This window comes from Nocardia sp. NPDC020380 (genome assembly GCF_044386975.1).
Lineage (GTDB): Bacteria > Actinomycetota > Actinomycetes > Mycobacteriales > Mycobacteriaceae > Nocardia.
The window spans coordinates 68532-83502 of record NZ_JBIRVQ010000020.1 but is presented as its reverse complement, the minus strand read 5'-3'; the positions used below and the strand labels follow the sequence as shown (position 1 = coordinate 83502).

Annotated in this window: 16 protein-coding genes; 10 read left to right on the top strand and 6 right to left on the bottom strand. The window is 68.5% G+C overall.

Annotated elements, in window-relative coordinates; all coding sequences use genetic code 11:
* Positions 1 to 33 precede the first annotated feature (33 nt).
* The gene (gene cobC / locus ACH438_RS40550) at positions 34 to 1065 is read right to left on the bottom strand and encodes an Rv2231c family pyridoxal phosphate-dependent protein CobC (RefSeq protein ID WP_397015599.1); all 1032 of its coding nucleotides are present in this window, start codon (positions 1063 to 1065) and stop codon (positions 34 to 36) included.
* Positions 1066 to 1160: 95 nt separating this feature from the next.
* Here cobC and ACH438_RS40545 point away from each other — a divergent pair, with 95 nt between their 5' ends.
* The 4 genes from ACH438_RS40545 to sigJ all read left to right on the top strand — a co-directional run bounded on the left by ACH438_RS40545 (position 1161) and on the right by sigJ (position 4863).
* A complete protein-coding gene (locus tag ACH438_RS40545) occupies positions 1161 to 1658 on the top strand; it encodes a low molecular weight protein-tyrosine-phosphatase (protein WP_397015486.1) in 498 nt (165 codons plus the stop codon).
* Positions 1659 to 1687: 29 nt separating this feature from the next.
* The gene (locus ACH438_RS40540; RefSeq protein ID WP_397015597.1) at positions 1688 to 2602 is read left to right on the top strand and encodes an SURF1 family protein; all 915 of its coding nucleotides are present in this window, start codon (positions 1688 to 1690) and stop codon (positions 2600 to 2602) included.
* Positions 2603 to 2682: 80 nt separating this feature from the next.
* On the top strand, positions 2683 to 3621 hold the full coding sequence (locus ACH438_RS40535; RefSeq protein ID WP_397015484.1) for a cobalamin biosynthesis protein: 939 nt from the start codon (positions 2683 to 2685) through the stop codon (positions 3619 to 3621).
* A gap of 282 nt (positions 3622 to 3903) precedes the next feature.
* A complete protein-coding gene (gene sigJ, locus ACH438_RS40530) occupies positions 3904 to 4863 on the top strand; it encodes an RNA polymerase sigma factor SigJ (protein WP_397015482.1) in 960 nt (319 codons plus the stop codon).
* Here the strand turns inward: sigJ and ald are convergent.
* Complete coding sequence (gene ald / locus ACH438_RS40525; RefSeq protein ID WP_397015595.1) at positions 4846 to 5961, bottom strand: alanine dehydrogenase; 1116 nt, start codon at positions 5959 to 5961, stop codon at positions 4846 to 4848. The genes sigJ and ald overlap by 18 nt on opposite strands.
* Before the next feature lie 158 nt (positions 5962 to 6119).
* On the bottom strand, positions 6120 to 6902 hold the full coding sequence (locus tag ACH438_RS40520; protein WP_397015480.1) for an MBL fold metallo-hydrolase: 783 nt from the start codon (positions 6900 to 6902) through the stop codon (positions 6120 to 6122).
* Positions 6903 to 6973: 71 nt separating this feature from the next.
* Between ACH438_RS40520 and ACH438_RS40515 the strand changes: the two genes are divergently transcribed.
* The 4 genes from ACH438_RS40515 to ACH438_RS40500 all read left to right on the top strand — a co-directional run bounded on the left by ACH438_RS40515 (position 6974) and on the right by ACH438_RS40500 (position 9557).
* Complete coding sequence (locus ACH438_RS40515) at positions 6974 to 7951, top strand: GlxA family transcriptional regulator (protein WP_397015478.1); 978 nt, start codon at positions 6974 to 6976, stop codon at positions 7949 to 7951.
* Entirely contained in the window at positions 7948 to 8466 is a 519-nt protein-coding gene (locus tag ACH438_RS40510; protein WP_397015476.1) for a gamma carbonic anhydrase family protein, read from the top strand. Before ACH438_RS40515 ends, ACH438_RS40510 begins: the two co-directional genes overlap by 4 nt.
* 158 nt (positions 8467 to 8624) lie before the next feature.
* On the top strand, positions 8625 to 8798 hold the full coding sequence (locus ACH438_RS40505; RefSeq protein WP_397015474.1) for a hypothetical protein: 174 nt from the start codon (positions 8625 to 8627) through the stop codon (positions 8796 to 8798).
* 126 nt (positions 8799 to 8924) lie between these two features.
* Positions 8925 to 9557, top strand: coding sequence for a TetR/AcrR family transcriptional regulator (locus tag ACH438_RS40500; protein ID WP_397015472.1), 633 nt, complete (start codon positions 8925 to 8927; stop codon positions 9555 to 9557).
* 227 nt (positions 9558 to 9784) lie between these two features.
* On the opposite strand, the gene gndA is transcribed toward ACH438_RS40500, so the two are convergent.
* Entirely contained in the window at positions 9785 to 11227 is a 1443-nt protein-coding gene (gene gndA, locus ACH438_RS40495; protein WP_397015470.1) for an NADP-dependent phosphogluconate dehydrogenase, read from the bottom strand.
* A gap of 327 nt (positions 11228 to 11554) precedes the next feature.
* Here gndA and ACH438_RS40490 point away from each other — a divergent pair, with 327 nt between their 5' ends.
* Positions 11555 to 13198 (top strand): CocE/NonD family hydrolase, encoded by a 1644-nt coding sequence (locus ACH438_RS40490; RefSeq protein ID WP_397015468.1) that lies wholly within the window; start codon positions 11555 to 11557, stop codon positions 13196 to 13198.
* A 68-nt stretch (positions 13199 to 13266) separates the two neighbouring features.
* Here the strand turns inward: ACH438_RS40490 and ACH438_RS40485 are convergent, their stop codons facing one another.
* Both ACH438_RS40485 and ACH438_RS40480 read right to left on the bottom strand, forming a co-directional pair.
* A complete protein-coding gene (locus ACH438_RS40485; protein WP_397015466.1) occupies positions 13267 to 13899 on the bottom strand; it encodes a hypothetical protein in 633 nt (210 codons plus the stop codon).
* Positions 13900 to 13933: 34 nt separating this feature from the next.
* The gene (locus tag ACH438_RS40480) at positions 13934 to 14290 is read right to left on the bottom strand and encodes a hypothetical protein (RefSeq protein ID WP_397015464.1); all 357 of its coding nucleotides are present in this window, start codon (positions 14288 to 14290) and stop codon (positions 13934 to 13936) included.
* A gap of 61 nt (positions 14291 to 14351) precedes the next feature.
* Here ACH438_RS40480 and ACH438_RS40475 point away from each other — a divergent pair, with 61 nt between their 5' ends.
* A complete protein-coding gene (locus ACH438_RS40475) occupies positions 14352 to 14825 on the top strand; it encodes a MarR family winged helix-turn-helix transcriptional regulator (protein WP_397015462.1) in 474 nt (157 codons plus the stop codon).
* The last annotated feature ends 146 nt before the right edge of the window (positions 14826 to 14971 follow it).

Sequence of the window (14971 nt, the reverse complement as noted above, 5' to 3'; positions counted from 1 at the left end):
ACAGAACCTCCTCCTGGACTTTCACCCACGTCCTCATACACCGATTTCCGCGATGGCCGCCACCAGGCGGTCCACGTCCGCGGCGGGCCGCACCGCGACCCGCAGGAATCCGGATTCCAATCCGGGAAATGTATCGCCCCGGCGGACGGCGATTCCCTTGTCCGCCAATTTCTTCCGCAACAATTCCGCGTCGGGCACGCGGAGCAGCAGGAACGGTGCGGCCGCGGGCTCGTGTACCGCGATGCCGAGGGCGCGCAGCCGGGGGATCATGGCCGCTCGGTCCGCGGCGATGATCTCGGCCTTCCGCTGCGTCTCGGCCACCGCGTCGGCGGTGGCGGTGGCCGCGATGGCCGCCAATTGCAATGTCCCCAAAGGCCAATGCGCCCGCCCGTGACTCAGCCGTTCCAGCACGGACGGGTCACCCAGCAGATATCCGCACCGCAATCCGGCGAGCGCCCAGGTCTTGGTGAGGCTGCGCAATACCAGTACATCCGGAAGACTTTCTCCGGCAAGCGATTCCGGCTCCCCCGGCACGGCGTCGATAAACGCCTCGTCGACAACCACGATCCGCCCCGGCCGCCGCAGCGCGCGAATGGCCTCGGCCGCATGCAGTACCGAAGTCGGGTTGGTCGGATTCCCCACCACCACGAGATCCGCGGCCTCGGGCACCACCGCCGATGCCAGCGTGTACGGCGCCTCCAACACCACCCGTGCGACCGGGACCCCGGCTTCACGCAGCGCCAATTCCGGCTCGGTGAAAGACGGATGTATCACTGCGGCCAGCCGCGATCCGAGCCGCGGCAGCATGGCGAACCCCTCGGCCGCCCCGGCCAGCAGCAACACGTCCTCGACTCGCCGCCCGTGCCGGGCAGCCACGGCCGCCCGCGCATCGCGCTCGTCCGCCTCACTCGGATATCGCCCGAGCTCTCCCAGCCGTCCCGCCAGCCGTTCCCGCAACCACTCCGGCGGCCCGCTCCCCTGCACGTTCACCGCGAAATCGAGCATTCCCGGCCCGGTCTCGACGTCCCCGTGATGCCGCAGCTTGGCCCGATCCGCCTCGCCCAGGGTGGACGCCGGGTGATCGGCGGGAGTGGGGTTCGCGGTGGTGTCGGGCACAGCCATCCACCCTACGTGGCCGTGGTTTGCGGGGACCGGACAGAATGGCTGTCGTGGGTGAGCTGCATGTGACCTTCGTGTGTACCGGCAACATCTGCCGGTCCCCGATGGCCGAGAAGATTTTCGCCGCGCACCTCGAGCGGGCCGGGCTGGCCGATCGGGTGCGGGTGAGCAGTGCCGGGACCGGTGGCTGGCATGTCGGCGACGAGGCGGATCCGCGCACGACCCGCGAGTTGCGCACGCACGGTTATCCGGTCGGGCATCGGGCGGCGGTGGTCGGGGACGATCATCTGGACGCGGATCTGGTGGTCGCGCTGGATACCGGGCACGAACGCGAGCTCGCGCACCTCGGTGTGCCGCGGGAGCGGTTGCGGCTGTTGCGCAGTTTCGATCCGGATGCGGACGGGCGTTCGGTGCCGGACCCGTATTACGGCGATCAATCCGATTTCGCGCTGGTGCGCGAGCAGACCGAGGCGGCCATGCCGGGACTGCTGGCATGGGTGCGCGAGCAGCTCGGGGAACCGCGAGGCGAGGACGCATGAGTTCGAAGGTCGGCGCGAAGGTTTCGGTATTGCGGCGCTTCACGTTCCTGCTGCGGCCCGGCTGGGTGATTCTGGCGCTGGTGGTCGCGGCGTTCGCGTACCTGTGCTTCTCGGTGCTGGCGCCGTGGCAGCTGGGCAAGAACACCACGACGTCGGCGCGTAATCAGCGCATCGAGAATTCGGTGACGGCGGCGCCCGTGGATGTGGCCACCATGCTGGGCGGGTCCGGTAAGAACACCGAGTGGCGGCGGGTCACCGCGGACGGCACGTATGTGCCCGGGACGACGGTCCTGGTGCGATTGCGGCATCTGAACGATCAGCCCGCGTACGGCGTGCTGAATGCCTTCCGCCTGGCCGACGGCCAGACCTTGCTGGTGGACCGCGGCCTGGTCTCCTCCCCGGACGGCGGCACCCGTCTGCCGCAGATCGCCGAACCGCCCGCGGGCACCCAGCACATCGAGGCCCGCGTCCGCGCCTCGGAGGGCGTGATCGCGAACAAGCCGCCCATGACCGAGAGCGGCTATCGGCAGGTGTACACGGACGACACCGAGCAGATGTCCACCCTGCTGGGCATCCCGCTCACCCCCATCCCGACGGACGGTCGCGGCGGCTACCTGCAGCTGGCCGAGAACCAGCCGGGCGCCTTCACCCCCACCCCGCTCCCCCAGCTCGACTCCGGCCCTTACCTTTCGTACGGCCTGCAGTGGCTGGCCTTCGGCATCATGGCGCCCCTCGGCCTCGGCTATTTCGTCTTCGCCGAGATCCGGGCCCGCCGCCGCGAACGCGCGGAAACGGCGGAACAGCCGCAGCCACAGCCGGTTTCCACCGGCCCCGGCCCCTCCCCCTCGACATTGGCGGAAGCCCCCGAATCCGAGCCCGCCGCACCGAAGGTCGTCACCAATGAGGCCCGCCTGGCCGACCGTTACGGCGGCACCCGCCGCTGACTCCGCCCACGAGGTTGTGCGTAGCGCACAGGCGTGCCCGGCCTTGTCGCCCGTGGCGACGTGTGAGTTAGCCTCGCCGGATGCGTAAGGGGACTGCTCGCGCGGCCGGGCTGCTACTGGGTTTCGCGCTGGATCGCGTGCTGGGTGATCCGCGGCGCGGGCATCCGGTGGCCGGATTCGGTTCGGCGGCGCAGGTTTTGGAGCGGTACACGTATCGGGACAGCCGGGCCGCGGGGATCGTGCACGAGGTGGTGCTGGTGGGCGCGGCGGCCGGGCTCGGCATCGGACTGCAGCGGACGCTGGGTGCGCGGGCTGCCGGTGAGGTGCTGGTCACGGCGGCCGCGACATGGACGGTGCTGGGCGGCACCACCTTGGCGAAGACCGGGCACGCGATGGCGGACCGGCTGGAGGGCGAGGACCTGGAAGCGGCTCGCGCGCTGCTGCCTTCGTTGTGCGGCCGGGATCCTCGAGCCCTGGACGCCGATGGGCTGGCGCGGGCGGCCTTGGAGTCGATTGCCGAGAACACCTCGGATGCGACTGTCGCACCACTGTTCTGGGGCGCGATCGCGGGAGTGCCCGGCCTGCTGGCTTACCGCGCGATCAACACACTCGATGCGATGGTCGGCTACCGCAACGAGCGCTACGAGAATTTCGGCTGGGCCGCCGCACGCACGGACGATGTCGCGAATCTCGGCCCCGCCCGCTTCTCCGGAATCCTGACAACGGCGCTCGCACCCGTGGTCGGTGGCCGCCCCGCCGCGGCGTGGCGGGCATGGCGACGAGATGCCGCGCAACATCCGAGCCCGAATGCCGGTGTCGCCGAAGCCTCGATGGCCGGCGCGCTCGGCGTGACCCTGGGTGGTCGCACCCAGTACCGCCACGTCGTCGAGATGCGTCCCACGCTCGGCGACGGCCCGGTACCCCGCATCCCCGACCTGCGACGCGCGGTCCGCCTGTCCGAGGCCGTGCAGCTGGCGGCCGCTCTCAGCGCCGCGGCCCGGGCAGCAATTCACGGCTAGACAGTCCCGAACGCTCGCGACACGGACACGGCCGGTCCAACGCGACCGCGCTCGTCCCACCGTCGGGCCGGGCAACCGCACTCATCTCACGATCGCGCCGGGTCGGGCCCGCGATATCGGAGCCGAGAGACAGCGCACCGAATCCGCCCGCCGGGTTTCGCCGACCGCCGAACCCCGGCCGGCGTCCCGCAGCTGGGGAATGTCACAGTTGCGGGAGTGGTTTCGTCGGTTCGGTGTCAGGTTCGCCCGGATGGGCGAGGGGAAGCGAGCGGTGAGGCGGCTATGAGCAACGAGGAACGCACGGGTGTGCCCGATCAGGCGGAACTGGCGCGCCGGTTCGAGGAGCATCGGGCGTATCTGCGGCGGGTCGCGTACAGCACGCTGGGCAGCCTGACCGATGCCGATGACGTGGTGCAGGAGGCGTGGCTGCGGCTGCAGCGCTACTACGAAACGTCCCCGGAGGGTGTGGAGATCGAGAATCTGCGCGCCTGGCTGACCACGGTGACGGGCCGGCTGGCCCTGGACTACCTGGGTTCGGCGCGGGTGCGCCGCGAACAGTATGTGGGCGAATGGCTTCCGGAGCCGGAGGTCACCACCTGGGATGATCCGGCGGACCGGGTCTCGCAGGACGAGCGGGTCACGACGGCCCTGCTGGTGGTGCTGGAGTCGCTGTCCCCGGCCGAGCGGACGGCTTTCGTGCTGCAGGATGTGTTCGGCATGACCGGCCCGGAAGTCGCCGAGGTGGTGGGCCGTACCCCGGCGGCGGTGCGGCAGTTGGCTTCCCGCGCGCGCAAGCATGTGGAGTCGGGCACGCCGCGGTTCCCGGCGGATCCGGCCGAGCACGAGAAGGTGGTGTCCGCGTTCGCGGTCGCCTGGCGTTCCGGTGATCTGAGCGCCCTGCTGGGCCTGCTGGACGCGAATGTCACCTTCACCTCCGATGGCGGTGGCAAGGTGCTGGCGTTCCGGCATCCGCTGCACGGTGCGGGCACGGTCGCCGACACGCTCATGGGTTTCCTGCGGCACATGACGGATTCCGGTGCGGCGTGGGGTCGTTCGGTGATCGTCAACGGTCAGCCGGGCCTGGTGGTGTTCGACGGGTCGTTCCTGGGCGTCTTCTCGTTCACGATCGACGACGGCCGCATCACCAAGCTCGATGTGGTCCGCAATCCGGACAAGCTGCACAATCTGCCGGACGGCGAGCCGGATTGGCTGCTGCAGAACGAGTCACCCGACGTGAACTGATCGCCCGACGGGGTGGAGGCCGTGCGCGGCCGCCACCTCGGGCGAGTACAGCCGTCCGGCATCGGCGGTGAAGCCCTGGGCCAGGCCGGGATCGGCATTGCAGGCCGCCTGCCAGCCGAGATCCGCGATGGCGCGGGCGTACGGCAGCGTGACATTGGTGAGCGCGACGGTCGAGGTGTGCGGCACGGCCCCGGGCATATTGGCCACGCAGTAGAACAGTGAATCCGCCACCCGGAAGGTCGGTTCGGCATGCGTGGTCGGGTGCGAACTCTGGAAACACCCGCCTTGATCGATGGCGATGTCCACCAGCACCGATCCGGGCCGCATCCCGGCGACGAGGCTGTCCGGCACCAGTTTCGGCGCCCGCGCGCCCGGCACCAGCACCGATCCGATCACCAGATCGGCCCCGAGCACGGCCTTCTCGACCTCGGCCGCATTGGATCCGAGCGTGGTGATGCGCCCGTCGAACCGGGCGTCGAGTTCCCGCAGCCGCGCGATATTGGTGTCCAGCACGGTGACTCGCGCGCCCATTCCGACGGCCACGGCGGCCGCGTTACTGCCCGCCACGCCGCCGCCGAGCACTACGACATCGGCGGGCCGCACTCCGGGCACCCCGCCCAGCAACAACCCGGCGCCGCCCTGCGGCGACATCAGGTGATACGCCCCGACCTGACTGCCGAGCTTCCCGGCCACCTCGCTCATGGGCGCGAGCAGCGGCAGCGTCCCGCCGGGCCCGCGCACGGTCTCGTAGGCGATGGCGGTGACGCCGGAGCCGAGAATGGCGTCCGTGCATTCCCGCGAGGCGGCCAGGTGCAGGAAGGTGAACAGCACCTGCCCGGTCCGCATGCGCGAATACTCCTCGGCGATGGGCTCTTTCACCTTGAGCACGAGTTCCGCCGCCGCCCAGACCTCGTCCGGTCCGCCCGCGATCCGCGCCCCGGAGGCGAGGTAGTCGGCGTCCCCGAAGCCGGAGCCGACCCCCGCCCCGGCTTCCACCAGCACTTCATGCCCGTGCCGCACCAACTCTCCGGCTCCGGCCGGTGTGAGTGCGACCCGATACTCCTGCTGCTTGACCTCCCGCGGCACCCCGATCTGCATACCGCCATCGTGGCTCACCAGGGTCCCGCTCGCTATGAGCGCCACGACCCGATTTGAGTCGCGGCAACCTGATAGCTATCCGAATTCCATTCCAGGGCCGGACACGGCGAGGCCCCCGCACAGGGCGGGGGCCTCGCCGTACCGGGTGGTATGGGCGCCTACACCGAGACCGTGAAGGTCTCGCCGGCGACCGGGATGCGCAATTGTGCCGCGCGACCGGCGTACTGGAAGTTGCGGGCCAGGTAGTCGAGGGGCTCGGAGAAGTGGGCCCAGCCCTCGGCGTGCACGGGGATGATCAGCGCGTCGCCCAGGGCGGCGGCGGCCTCGACCGCGGTGCGGCCGTTCAGGGTGACATCGCTGTCGCCGAAGCGGCCCGGGTTGGCGGCACCGACATTCAGGATGGCGAGGTCGATGCGGCCGATGCGGGCGACGATCTGCTCGACCCGGTCGACGGCGGCATTGTCGCCGGAGACGTAGACGGTGGGCAGGCCGGGGCTCTGCAGGATGAAGCCGGTGACGATCCCCGTGACGGGCTCGCAGCCTTCGGGTCCGTGCAGGGCGGGGACGCCGGTGACGGTGACGTCGCCGATCTGCGTGGTGGCCCAGTTCTCCAGTCCGGCAACGCCTTCGATGCGCTCGGCGGCGCCCGGGGTGGAGAGCACGTGCCCGGCGCTGGGGAGCAGGGCGCGGCCGCTGTCGTCGAGGTTGTCGGCGTGCTGGTCGTGCGAGAGCAGGACGACGTCGATCTGCCCGATCTCCGTGACCGGCACCGCGGGCCCGGTCAGCTTGTGGAGGGTGACGCCGCCGGGGTAGTCGCCGGGCTCGTCGAAGGTGGGATCGGTGAGCCAGGTCAGGTTGCCGTAGCGGAAGCGCACGGTGGGTCCGCCGATGTGCAGGATGTCGATGGTGCGGGTGGCGGTGGTGTCGATCGCGTTGCTCATGTGAACGATTGTGGTACGGAATGATCAGCGCGATAAGTGGCCCGGAGGCCGCGTATCGCTAAAATCGGGCCATGCACGAAGTGGCCGTCCTGGCGAGCGATCGGATCAGCCCTTTCCACCTGTCGGTGCCGAGCCTGGTGTTCGGCCGGGTCGGCGCGGGCGAGGAGGCCGGGGCGCCGTATGACGTGCGAGTCTGCGCCGAGTCGCCCGGAATCATCGCCACGCCTGCGGGTTTCGACATCACGGTGCATCACGGCCTGGAGGCCATGGACACCGCGCAGACCGTGGTGATCCCCAGTTGGCGGCGCGACCTGACGCTCTCGGCCCCGGTCCGTGATGCCCTGCAGCGAGCGCACGCGCGTGGCGCCCGCATCGTCGGACTCTGCCTGGGCGCGTACGCGGTGGCCGCGACCGGTCTGGCCGACGGCCGCGAGATCACCACACATTGGTCTGCCGCAGCGGATCTGGCCCGCACCTATCCGGCGGTCCGGGTGCGCGCCGACACCCTGTGGTCGGATGACGGCGATATCGTCACCTCCGCCGGTACCGCCGCCGCCCTGGATTGCTGTCTGCATCTGGTGCGCGCCGATCACGGCAGTCGCACGGCCGCCGAGCTGGCGCGCCGCCTGGTGCTGGCCCCGCATCGCAGCGGTTCGCAGGCCCAGTACATCCCGTTCGCGGTCCCCGAGGTCGCGGACGACGATCCGATCGAGCATGCGATGGTCTGGGCGCGAACGCATCTCGACCAGGCGATAGATCTGGACGGCTGGGCGCGTACCGCGCTGATGTCGCGTCGCACTTTCACCCGGCGTTTTCGCGACCGCACCGGCTCGAGCCCGCAGCAGTGGCTGTTGCAGCAGCGCGTGGATCGTGCCCGGCTGCTGCTCGAATCCACCGATGACACCATGGATCGGGTGGCCGCGGATTCAGGTCTGGGTACCGCGGTGAACCTGCGTCATCATTTCCATCGCACGCTGGGCATGAGCCCGGCGGCGCATCGGTCCCTGTTCCGGGCACATTCCGGGCAGGCGCTAAGTTCTCGATCATGAGGATTCAGCTGGGTGAGCATGCGCCGGAGATCGACGAGAGCGCGTGGATCGCGCCGAACGCCACCATTGCCGGCCGGGTGCGGCTGGAAGCCGAAGTGAGCGTGTGGTATTCGGCGGTGCTGCGCGGTGATATGGATGCGATCACCGTGGGTGCGGGCAGCAATATCCAGGACGGGTGCGTGCTGCATGCCGATCCGGGGTTCCCGTGCACGGTGGGTGCGGGAGTGTCGGTGGGGCACAATGCGATTCTGCACGGCTGCACGGTGGGTGACGAGGTGCTGGTCGGCATGGGTGCGACGGTGCTGAACGGGGCGGTGATCGGGGCGGGCAGCCTGATCGCGGCGAATGCGCTGATTCCGGAGGGGATGCAGGTGCCGCCGGGTTCGCTGGTGGCGGGTGTGCCGGGCAAGGTGCGGCGGGAGTTGAGCGAGCCGGAGCTGGAGCGGATTCGCATGAATGCCGCTGCGTACCTGTACAACACGAGCGTGCACCGGGAGGGCCGAGAGCTTGACTGAAGGGGGTGTGTGAGAAGCGCCACACTGAACAAGCGACCATATAACACCGCTGCTAGCATCGTGCCCAGCGTTCCCGGCGGCCCTGGCTCCACCTATTCGCGGGCATGGCTTCAGTCGCTTGCCGAGTGCGCGCTCTGGGCTAGCAGGAGGGTGCAACGGTGGCGTACGAGCAGGACAGTATGCACCGACGGCGGATCAGTGTCGCGGATATCGCGGCCCAGCCGGGGGGTATCGAGGCGCTACAGCGCCGGGTTCACGAACTTCGTTCCAACGGGATCGATTTCGCGGCGAATGCGATCGAACGCGAGATGCGGGCCTTCGACGTCCGCTGACCTCGCCGTCCCCCGGATAGACCGGTTCGGCACGATTGCGCCGATGCGGCGATGAGATAATGCGGCTCTACCTCTTGGCCGCCTCACCGCAGCGTCGCGGATGCCAACCGATCGACTGGAGACTCGATGCCGTCCGTGCCCACCATCCTGCAACGCATCCTGGAGAAGCCCCGTACCGAAGGCGAACAGCTTTTGGAGAGCGCGCTTTCCGCGTTCCTGGACTTCGGCATCAAGCGGACCAGCATGGGTGAGATCGCCCGCCGCGCCGGCATCAGCCCGGCCACCCTGTACCGGCGATTCGAATCCAAGAACGAACTCGTGGAAGCGGTCGGCGTGCGCGAGGCGCAGCGCTTCGTGGCCGAGATCGATCAGCGGGTGCAGCTGGTCTCGCACAACGGGTCGACCGTGGAGGATCAGCTGGTCGAGATCTTCGTCGCCTTCATCACCCTGCTGGCGAACAACAAACTGGTGCAACGCCTCCTGCGCACCGAACCCGATGTGATCCTGCCCCGGCTCACCACCCAGGCGGGCCCGGTGCTGGCCGTGGGCCGCACCTACCTCGCCGAAAAGCTCCGCGCGCTACAGATTTCCGGCACGGTCCCGAACTTCGACGCCGACCTGGTCGCCGAAGTCCTTGCCCGCCTCGGCCACTCACTGGTACTGACCCCCGACGGCCTCATCCCCCTCGCCGACGAACAGGCCGCCCGCGATTTCGCCCGCCGCACCATGCTCCCCATGATCGGCATGCAAACCGTCTGACACCCCGCCGGGCCGTACCCGCGACGGTCGGCCGACGCCGCCCGGCCGGAGTCGGCCGCGACGCCCGGCTCACGGTGGCGGCCCTACGTTCTCGGCCCGTGTGGACCGCCGCGCCGGCCCGCTCCGCACCTGTGGCCATGTCCGCGCCGGAGGCCGAAGCCACACGAAAGACGCGGCGCCGGTGACCTTCTCGGTCACCGGCGCCGGGCTCGTTGCGTTGCGCGAGATTACGCGGGCACTTCGCTGCGGTCGCCGCTCCACAGGGTGTGGAACTTGCCCTCGGCGTCGATGCGCTCGTAGGTGTGGGCGCCGAAGAAGTCGCGCTGGCCCTGGGTCAGGGCGGCCGGGAGCCGCTCGGCGCGCAGGGCGTCGTAGTAGGAGAGCGAGGAGGCGAAGGCCGGCACCGGAATACCCAGCAGGGTCGCGGTGGAGACGACGCGGCGCCAGCTGTCGATGGCGTGCTCGATGGCCTCGCGGAAGTAGGGCGCGAGGATCAGGCTCGGCAGGGCCGGGTTCTGCGCGTACGCGTCCTTGATGCGGTTGAGGAAGCGGGCGCGGATGATGCAGCCGCCGCGCCAGATGGTGGCCAGGTCGCCGGGGTGCAGGTCCCAGTCGTATTCGGCGCTGCCCGCGGCGATCTGGTCGAAGCCCTGCGCGTAGGCGACGATCTTGGACGCGTACAGCGCTTGCTGGATGTCCTCGGTGAACTGCGCGGCATCGGCCGGCTTGGCGGCCAGGGTGCCGGAGGCGAGGCCCTTGGCGGCCTTGCGCTGCGCACGCGAACCCGACAGGGCGCGAGCGAAAACGGCCTCGGCGATACCGGTAACGGGGATGCCGAGATCGAGCGCGGACTTGACCGTCCAGCGGCCGGTGCCCTTCTGCTCGGCGGCGTCCACGATCACGTCGACGAGCGGCTTGCCGGTCTTGGCGTCGACCTGGTTGAGCACCTCGGCGGTGATCTCCACCAGGTAGCTCTCCAGCTCACCGCTGTTCCACTGGGTGAACACGTCGGCGATCTGCTTGGCGTCGAAGCCGAGGGCGTCGCGGAAGAGGTTGTAGGCCTCGCCGATCAGCTGCATATCGGCGTATTCGATGCCGTTGTGCACCATCTTGACGAAGTGGCCGGAGCCGTCCGGGCCGATGTGGGTGCAGCAGGGGGTGCCGTCGACCTGGGCGGCGATCTTCTCCAGCATGGGGCCGAGGGATTCGTAGGATTCCTTCGGGCCGCCGGGCATGATGGCCGGGCCGTTGAGCGCGCCCTCTTCACCGCCGGAGATGCCGGCGCCGACGAAGTTCAGCCCGCGCGCCTTCATGGCGGCCTCGCGGCGAATGGTGTCGGTGTACAGCGAGTTGCCGCCGTCGATGATGATGTCGCCGGGCTCCATGGCGTTCGCCAGTTCCTCGATGACGGCGTCGGTCGGGTCGCCGGCCTTCACCATGATGAGGACGCGGCGCGGCTTCTCCAGCGCGGCGACGAATTCCTCGATGGTCTCGGTCCGCACGAAGTCGCCGTCGGCGCCGTGGGCTTCGAGCAGGGCATCGGTCTTGGCGATGCTCCGGTTGTGCAGGGCCACGGTGTAACCGTTCCGGGCGAAGTTACGGGCGATATTGCTGCCCATGACCGCCAGGCCGGTGACGCCGATCTGGGCGCGCGCTTCAGAGGTCGCCATGACGTGCCTCACTCCATTCGACAGGTGTAGTTTGCAGTCCATTTCTACCCTCTCGCCGCGGCGGCCGGGAAACCGGTATGCCCGGGGCGGTGTGGTGCGCAGGATGCTGCGACCAGCCTCTCACGCTCTCAGATACCGACGAGTCGTTTCGCGAAAAGTATTGGTGCACAGGCATTCTCGTTTGCCTGATTCGACCGATCGGCCCCGGGGTGCGTTGTACGATCACCTATAGGCAGGGCGCCTGAATTCCTCCCCGCGACATTCTCTTTTCGGTCGCGAATCAATTCTGCCGCAATGGGTTTCCAGCAGGATCGAAAGGATACGGTCATGTCGAATGCTCGCCCGGATCAGCTGCGCTTGCTCGCTCCCGATCAGGAGGCCGATGCGCTGGCGGTTGTGCACGACCTGCTCACCGGCGATACCAAGGGTGTTCCCCAATATCTCGCGGAAGACATCGCCGCCGTACGGGCGCAATCCATGCTCACCGCGGTGAAGATCTCCGGTGAGGGCGGGGTGCAGCTGGATGCGCTGGCCGCCTGGCCGCTGGGCGACGGCCCGCACCCGCTGATCGTGTTGCCCGCCGGCCTGGATCAGAGCGGCTGGAAGATGTACTCGGGCGCCATCATCAGGCTGCTGATGCGCCGTTATGCCGTGGTCGCCTACACCGAGCGCGGTCTCGCCGACTCCGGGGGCGAGCTGACCGTCGCCGGTCCCGAGGATGTCGAGGACGGCGCCGCGGTGATCGACTGGGCATTGGCCCACCCGCAGATGAAGGTCGACGCGGACAAGGTCGGCATGGCCGGTATCTCCTACGGCTCGGGCATCAGCCAGCTGGTCGCCAATCGGCATCCCGCGGTCAAAGCCGTTGTCGCCCTGAGTACCTGGGCCGATCTGGGCGAGGCTCTCTACGACAATCAGACGCCTCATATCAAGGCCGCCGATGCGCTGGCCTCGATCAGCGAGCATCCCAGCGCGGAACTGCTCAAGGTGCTGGACGATTTCCGCAACAACACCAATATCGAGGGCGTTCTGGAATACGCGAAACCGCGCTCCCCCGCCCAGGTTTCACCCAGCGAACAGCGCGCCGTGCCGACGTTTTTCACCACCTATTGGCACGAAACCATCTTCCCGCAGAATCAGCTGCTCGAATACTTCACCCGCTACCCCGGTCCCAAGCGCCTCGATATAGCGGTGGGCGATCACGGTGCGGTGGAAATTCCCGGCGCCCTGCTCGGCGTCTACACCCGCACCACCGAGGCCGCCTACGACTGGTTCGACCATTACCTCCGCGGCGTGGACAACGGCATCGACCAGGATGGCGCCGTCCACACCGAATCCATGTACAGCTTCACCCTCGCCACCGCCCCCGACCTGGAGTCCTGGCCGAACCCGCAGCGTCGCTACTACTTCACGACGCCGAATGCCGGATCCCCCGACGGCACACTGACTCTCGAACCCCCGCAGTCCTTCACCCAGAGCATCCGCGCCGGTGACCAGCACGTGGACGCGGCCAGCGCCCTGGTGACGGACGGCTTCCTCGAACGCCTCCTCATGCCCCGCCGCCAGAAGCTCGCCGAGGTGGACCGCACCGCCGCCGCGGTCTGGACCACTCCCCACCCCTTCCTCACTCCCCACCACATAGCCGGTCTCCCCGAGGTTCGCCTGACCGTCACCCCCGCGACCGAGTCGGCAACCGTCATCGCCTACCTCTTCGACTTCAACCCCTTCACCGGCAATCTGCGCATAGTCACCCACGCCGCCGCCTCGGTCCAGAATCACGAGCCCGGCCGGCCTGCCGGCCTCGCCTTCCAGTTGAAGGCCACCGATTACCGAATCCCCATCGGCCACAAACTCGCCGTGATCATCGGCGCCAAAGACCCCCTCTACCGCGACGAATCCGATACCGGCAGCACGATAACCCTCTCCACCACCCAATCCCCCGCTTACATCGACATCCCGATCCGGTCCTGACAATTCACAATCGACGGTCGGCAGCCCTGCCTATCCAGGCAGGGCTGCCGACCGAAGAGACCGGACTCTCAACGACGCTCGATGAATGCGGTACCCGTAACCCAGATCAGTAGCAGCACACCGGAGATATAGGCGGCCGGCGCGAGAGTCGTGTTCAGCAGCAGGTATCCGATGCCAGAAATCGTGATGGCGACAGCCAGGGCGAGGCCGAGCCGGTGCAGGGCAATCGGGCGAGCGTGGTTGCGCACCGCGGGCAGCGAAACGAGCGCCGCGGTGATCGCCAGCAGTAGCATCTTGACCCCGTCGAGCCGGTTGATGAGTGCGAAGAAGGTGTGCGCGGCGCCGGGATCATGTGCGGCCGCGAGCCATCCGGCGAGATGGACGCCGAGCGCGCACTGCACGCCCGAGACCAGAACCGCGGCATACCCGCTGATGCGGGCCCGTCGCGGCATGGCCGCCACCACGAGAGCCAGTGCGGCGCCCGCGATTCCCTGAGTGGCGATGTACTGCACGAGCGCGACGGTGGTGTGGCCGGCGAGGGCGTCGAGGATCTCAGGCCCACTCGCCCGCACCGACGGGTTGGTCGGCCACACCGACAGGCCGGTGATCCAGGCCAGGAGGTAGACCACGCCGGCGACGGCGGTGAGACGGATACCGGCGCGAACCGGGCTTGCTTGCTGGGCGGCGGCATATGTGGTCATCAGGAATTCCTTTGTATCGTCAGGGTTTTCGAGTTCAACGCGCCAGCAGCCAGGTGGCGGTGGCCAGATGCACGGCGGCCAGCGCGACGCAGGTGGCGGCCATCGGCATATTGCGCTGCCGAGCACCGAGGGCAGCGTCGCCGAGCTGAGCCAGCCCGGCGACCGCCAGCACCGGGATGATGGCGGCGGGATTGCCCGTGACCAGCACGGCCAAGGTGACGAGGCTCAGCGGAAGTGCGCGAGCGGCATACGCGCCGAGCAGGAATTCGGTTCCAGGAGTGGGCATTTCCCCCGCCGGCAGTGCCAGCCGTGGACGGACGAGCCCGACCGCACAGGACACACCGGACACCAGCGCCACAGCGACATTGGCCAGGACGGGCAGCAGCATCATTCGCTTCTCATCTCAAATCATTCTAGCCGTGAATCGTTCGAGATGATTTATACTTCGAGCCATGAACGATGTCAACGCCGGGAACAGCATCCCCGGCACGGTCGCCTACCGGCTGGGAGTCCTGGGCACGATCGCCGCCGACCGCTTCGCCGCCGCGATAGACCCCCTCGACCTCAAGCCCAAACACGTAGGCCTGATGGCAGCCCTCGACGCCAATACCGGTGCATCACAACAAGATCTGGCCACCCGGCTCGGCGTGGTCCCCAGCCTGATCGTCTCCCTCGCCGACCACCTGGAACGCCTCGGCGCCATCCGCCGAGAACGAGACGCCACCGACCGCCGCCGCCAAACCCTCGCTCTGACCGACCAGGGCCGCCAACTCCTGACCACCTGCGAACAAGCCGCCACCGAGGTAGACGCCACCCTCACCGCCCGCCTGACCCCCCACCAACTCCAGTCCCTCCAGGAAGCCCTCGCCATCCTCGCCACCGATACCCTCCCGAAAAACCCTTTGCCCACACCCCCAAACCCGTGACACCGTAATCCCATGCCGCAGAGGATGATCCGCAGCTGGGATGCGTCCGCTCAGCGGATCTGCCCCCATCGCCGACCTCGACACAGACCTAGCCGTCCGCGAGCTCGACAAGGTCGATGGGCCATGGCAGTGCATCCTCGATCGAC

Excerpts from the sequence above, each read along its gene's own strand:
- ACH438_RS40515 (WP_397015478.1), top strand. The coding sequence starts at position 6,974 with ATGCACGAAGTGGCCGTCCTGGCGAGCGATCGGATCAGCCCTTTCCAC.
- ald (WP_397015595.1), bottom strand. The coding sequence starts at position 5,961 with ATGCAGATCGGGGTGCCGCGGGAGGTCAAGCAGCAGGAGTATCGGGTC.
- ACH438_RS40545 (WP_397015486.1), top strand. The coding sequence starts at position 1,161 with ATGGCTGTCGTGGGTGAGCTGCATGTGACCTTCGTGTGTACCGGCAAC.
- ACH438_RS40490 (WP_397015468.1), top strand. The coding sequence starts at position 11,555 with ATGTCGAATGCTCGCCCGGATCAGCTGCGCTTGCTCGCTCCCGATCAG.
- ACH438_RS40480 (WP_397015464.1), bottom strand. The coding sequence starts at position 14,290 with ATGATGCTGCTGCCCGTCCTGGCCAATGTCGCTGTGGCGCTGGTGTCC.
- gndA (WP_397015470.1), bottom strand. The coding sequence starts at position 11,227 with ATGGCGACCTCTGAAGCGCGCGCCCAGATCGGCGTCACCGGCCTGGCG.
- sigJ (WP_397015482.1), top strand. The coding sequence starts at position 3,904 with ATGAGCAACGAGGAACGCACGGGTGTGCCCGATCAGGCGGAACTGGCG.
- ACH438_RS40535 (WP_397015484.1), top strand. The coding sequence starts at position 2,683 with ATGCGTAAGGGGACTGCTCGCGCGGCCGGGCTGCTACTGGGTTTCGCG.
- ACH438_RS40485 (WP_397015466.1), bottom strand. The coding sequence starts at position 13,899 with ATGACCACATATGCCGCCGCCCAGCAAGCAAGCCCGGTTCGCGCCGGT.
- ACH438_RS40475 (WP_397015462.1), top strand. The coding sequence starts at position 14,352 with ATGAACGATGTCAACGCCGGGAACAGCATCCCCGGCACGGTCGCCTAC.
- ACH438_RS40520 (WP_397015480.1), bottom strand. The coding sequence starts at position 6,902 with ATGAGCAACGCGATCGACACCACCGCCACCCGCACCATCGACATCCTG.
- ACH438_RS40510 (WP_397015476.1), top strand. The coding sequence starts at position 7,948 with ATGAGGATTCAGCTGGGTGAGCATGCGCCGGAGATCGACGAGAGCGCG.
- ACH438_RS40500 (WP_397015472.1), top strand. The coding sequence starts at position 8,925 with ATGCCGTCCGTGCCCACCATCCTGCAACGCATCCTGGAGAAGCCCCGT.